Genomic DNA, 3,971 nt, shown 5'->3' on the forward strand with positions numbered 1-3,971 from the left:
TTCGTTTTGTCGAACCATTGCATCGCCCTTTGTGATTGGCGTATAAACACACAAACACCTATTAGCGGAGAACGCTATGAATACCATTCGCTGGAATGTCGCCGTCTCGGCCGACACCGACCAGTCGCTTCGGATGTTTCTGGCCAGCCAGGGCGGCGGCCGTAAGGGCGACCTGTCGCGCTTCATCGAAGAAGCGGTACGGGCACACATCCTGGAGCTGAGCGCTGAGCAGGCCAAGGCCGCTAACGCCCATCTGAGTGAGGCAGAATTGACCAACGCGGTTGACGAAGCGCTCGACTGGGCACGTAAGCGCTGATGCGGGTCGTGTTGGATACCAACATCCTGTTCAGCGCCCTGATCTCGCCACATGGCGCGCCCGATGCGATCTACCGTGCCTGGCGGGCGGCGCGTTTCGAGGTGGTGACCTCGCGGATGCAACTCGATGAAATTCGTCGAGCCAGCCGCTATCCCAAGCTTCAGGCCATCCTACAGCCCGCCAAGGTGGGCGCCATGATCAATAACCTGCAACGGGCTGTGGTACTGGAGCGCCTGACCATCGAGGTCGAAGCCGATGATCCGGATGACTCGTTTTTGCTGGCCATGGCCTTGGCGGGCGATGCGGACTACCTGGTAACCGGTGATCGCCGCGCCGGCCTGCTGCAACGCGGGCACATCGAACGCACGCGGATCGTCACGCCCGCCGTGTTCTGCGTCGAGGTGCTGTGATCAATGCCGGTCGGTTTTCTGACTCAAGAGCAACGCGACGGTTTTGGCCGCTATGTTGATTCGCCCAGCCGTGAAGAGCTGGAACGTTACTTCCACCTGAGCGATGAAGACCGTGAAGCCATCCAGGTGCTGCGGGGTAACCATAACCGTCTGGGTTATGCCGTTCTGCTGACCACCGTCCGCTTCGTTGGCGTTCTGCCGGACAAGCCCGCCGCCGTGCCGGTGGAAGTCCTGCAGGTGCTTTGCCGACAACTGGCGATTCCAGACCCCGACTGCCTCCAGCGCTATAGCGATCATCGCCGCTGGATACATGCCACCGATATTCAGAACCGCTTTGGCTATCGTCATTTCACCGATCCGGGCATCGGCTTTCGCTTGAGCCGCTGGCTGTATGCCCTCTGCTGGACGGGCACCGACCGGCCGGGAGTGCTGTTTGAGCGAGCCACCTCGTGGCTGTTCACACAGAAAGTCCTCCTGCCTGGTGTGTCTCAACTAGAGCGCTTTATCGCCCAGTTGCGCAGTCGGGTCGAAGAACGCCTCTGGTTTACGCTGGGCCGCAGCGTGACTGAGGAACAGCGATTGCAACTGCAAGACTTGCTGACGGTGGCCGAAGGCAACCGCAGCTCCCGGCTGGATCAATTGCGCTCCGGCCCGGTCATGGTCAGTGGCCCCGCGTTGATTCGGGCACTGCGCCGGCTCGATGACGTGCGCGGCATCGGCATCACCTTGCCGGCGGCGGCGCACATCCCTCCCAGCCGTATCGCCGCCCTGGCCCGCTTCGCCAACACGGCCAAGGTCACCGCGATTAATCGGCTGCCGGCGTCGCGGCGGATGGCGACACTGGTGGCCTTCGCACTCTGCCTGGAGGCGACTGCGCACGACGACGCACTGGAAGTCCTGGAGGCCTTGCTGCGCGACCTGTTCAGCAACGCGGAGAAGGCCGACAAGAAAGCCCGCATGCGCAGCCTGAAAGACCTGGATCGGTCGGCCGCGACGCTCGCCGCCGCGTGCAAGGTCGTGCTGGACAGCTCGATCAGCGATGACAACGTGCGCGCCCGGCTGTTCAACGACCTGCCGAGGACCACCCTGGAAAAGGCCCTGGAAGAGGTCAACGCGCTGATCCGCCCGGTAGATGACGTCTATTTTCTTGCATTGGAAGCGCGCTACCGCAGCGTGCGCCGCTTCCTGCCCGACCTGCTCAAGCACATCCGCTTCGGCTTCAGCCCGGCCGGCAAGGGCGTGGCGGCTAGTCTGGAGTGGCTGCAACTGAACCTGCCGCGCCGGAAGCCAGAGGATGACGCGCCGCAGGAGATCGTGGCCAAGGCTTGGCAGAAGCACATCACCCGCGAAGATGGCTCCCTCGACATGGGTGCCTATGTGTTCTGCACGCTCGATGCGCTGCGCACGGCCCTGCGCCGCCGCGATGTCTTCGTCTCGCCCAGTTGGCGCTATGCCGACCCGCGCCTTGGCCTGCTCGACGGTGCCGAATGGCTGGCGGCGCGACCGATCATCTGCCGGTCACTGGGCCTGACCATCGACGCCAAAACCACCCTGGACGCCTTGTCCGTCGAGCTGGATGCAACCTGGCTGGCAGTAGCCGCGCGCCTGCCCGACAACCCGGCGATTCAACTGAGCGAGAACACCGAGGGCAAGACCGAACTGTCGCTCGGGGCGCTGGACAAGCTGGACGAGCCCTGCTCGTTGCTGCAACTGCGGGCGGCCGTGTCTGACCTGATGCCGCGTGTCGATCTGCCGGAAATCCTCTTGGAAATCGCCGCCCGCACTGGCTTTTCCGAGGCCTTCACCCATGTCTCCGAACGCAATGCACGCGCCGACAACCTGGTCACCAGCCTCTGCGCGGTGCTGTTGGGCGGGGCCTGCAACACCGGCCTGGAGCCCTTGATCCGCACCGACAACCCGGCGCTGCGCCGTGACCGGCTGTCCTGGGTCAGCCAGAATTATATCCGCGACGACACCCTGTCAGCGGCTAACGCCATCCTGGTCGGAGCGCAAAGCCAACTGGAACTGGCCCAAGTCTGGGGTGGCGGCGAGGTCGCCTCCGCCGATGGCATGCGCTTCGTCGTACCGGTGCGCACCGTGCATGCCGGCCCCAATCCGAAGTATTTCGGCACCGGCCGGGGTGTCACCTGGTACAACCTGATTTCCGACCAATTCTCCGGCCTCAACGCCATCACCGTGCCCGGCACGCTGCGCGACAGCCTGGTGTTGCTGGCGGTCGTGCTGGAACAGCAGACCGAGTTGCAGCCGACGCAAATCATGACCGACACCGGGGCCTACAGCGATGTGGTGTTCGGGCTCTTCCGCCTACTTGGCTACCACTTCAGTCCGCGGCTGGCCGATGTCGGCGGTACCCGCTTCTGGCGCACGCGCCCGGACGCGGACTACGGCAAGCTCAACGGGCTGGCCCGCCAGTCGGTCAAACTCGACCTGATCGCCGAGCACTGGGACGACCTGCTGCGCCTGGCCGGCTCGCTCAAACTCGGCCGGGTGCCGGCGACTGGCATCATGCGCACGCTGCAAACGGGAGATAGACCCACCCGGCTGGCCCAGGCGCTGGCCGAATTCGGGCGGATCGAAAAGACTCTGCACACGTTGACCTATATCGACGACGAGTCCAAGCGCCGCGCCACCCTGACCCAGTTGAACCGAGGCGAAGGCCGGCACAGCCTGGCCCGCGCCGTGTTCCACGGCAAACGCGGCGAGCTCCGCCAGCGCTACCGCGAAGGCCAGGAAGACCAGCTCGGTGCTCTGGGCCTGGTGGTGAACATCATCGTGCTGTGGAACACCCTCTACATGACGGCGGCCGTGGAACGGCTCAAGCAGCACGGCTATCCAGTGCTGGAAGAGGATTTGGCCCGGCTATCGCCGCTGATCTACGAGCACATCAACATGCTCGGGCGGTATTCCTTTGCGGTACCGGAAGAAGTTGCGCGCGGCGAGCTGCGGCCACTGCGTAATCCAGACGACGACCTGTGATCCCCCTAAACGCTATGAGCAACACCCAAGCTGCTGCTGGATCGGCGGGCACTTCACCGAGCCGAACGAACAGAAAACGCAGCAATCCCCTGGGTTGGGGCGCAGCAGCGCCTTGCAGTTGCTGCACTCGTAATAGAACTGGCAGGCGTCCGTGGGCATGGTTTCCGGCTTGGCGAAGCCGCAGCGCGGGCAAGTCAGCACGGACTCAAGGACAATGGCGCTCATCGTGACCTCACTTCTGCACTGTG

The 3,971-nt window shown here is 63.8% G+C and carries 4 protein-coding genes; 3 read left to right on the forward strand and 1 reads right to left on the reverse strand.

What is annotated here, in order from left to right; all coding sequences use genetic code 11:
* Window positions 1-76 precede the first annotated feature (76 nt).
* Genes HZR81_RS23235 through HZR81_RS23245 form a run of 3 tightly spaced genes read left to right on the forward strand, consistent with a single transcriptional unit; the run spans window position 77 to window position 3,723 of the window.
* Window positions 77-316: a ribbon-helix-helix domain-containing protein gene (locus tag HZR81_RS23235; RefSeq protein ID WP_003089107.1), complete on the forward strand. Its 240-nt coding sequence runs from the start codon at window positions 77-79 to the stop codon at window positions 314-316.
* A complete protein-coding gene (locus HZR81_RS23240) occupies window positions 316-726 on the forward strand; it encodes a putative toxin-antitoxin system toxin component, PIN family (protein WP_003150546.1) in 411 nt (136 codons plus the stop codon). The genes HZR81_RS23235 and HZR81_RS23240 overlap by 1 nt, the downstream gene beginning before the upstream one ends.
* Before the next feature lie 3 nt (window positions 727-729).
* Window positions 730-3,723: a Tn3 family transposase gene (locus HZR81_RS23245; RefSeq protein WP_003299771.1), complete on the forward strand. Its 2,994-nt coding sequence runs from the start codon at window positions 730-732 to the stop codon at window positions 3,721-3,723.
* 12 nt (window positions 3,724-3,735) lie between these two features.
* On the opposite strand, the gene HZR81_RS23250 is transcribed toward HZR81_RS23245, so the two are convergent.
* On the reverse strand, window positions 3,736-3,971 hold a 236-nt coding region (locus tag HZR81_RS23250; RefSeq protein ID WP_500129365.1), incomplete at its 5' end, for a GDCCVxC domain-containing (seleno)protein.

Origin of the sequence: Pseudomonas sp. LM13 (genome assembly GCF_041381355.1) — a bacterium.
In the GTDB taxonomy this organism is placed as follows: Bacteria; Pseudomonadota; Gammaproteobacteria; order Pseudomonadales; family Pseudomonadaceae; genus Stutzerimonas; species Stutzerimonas frequens.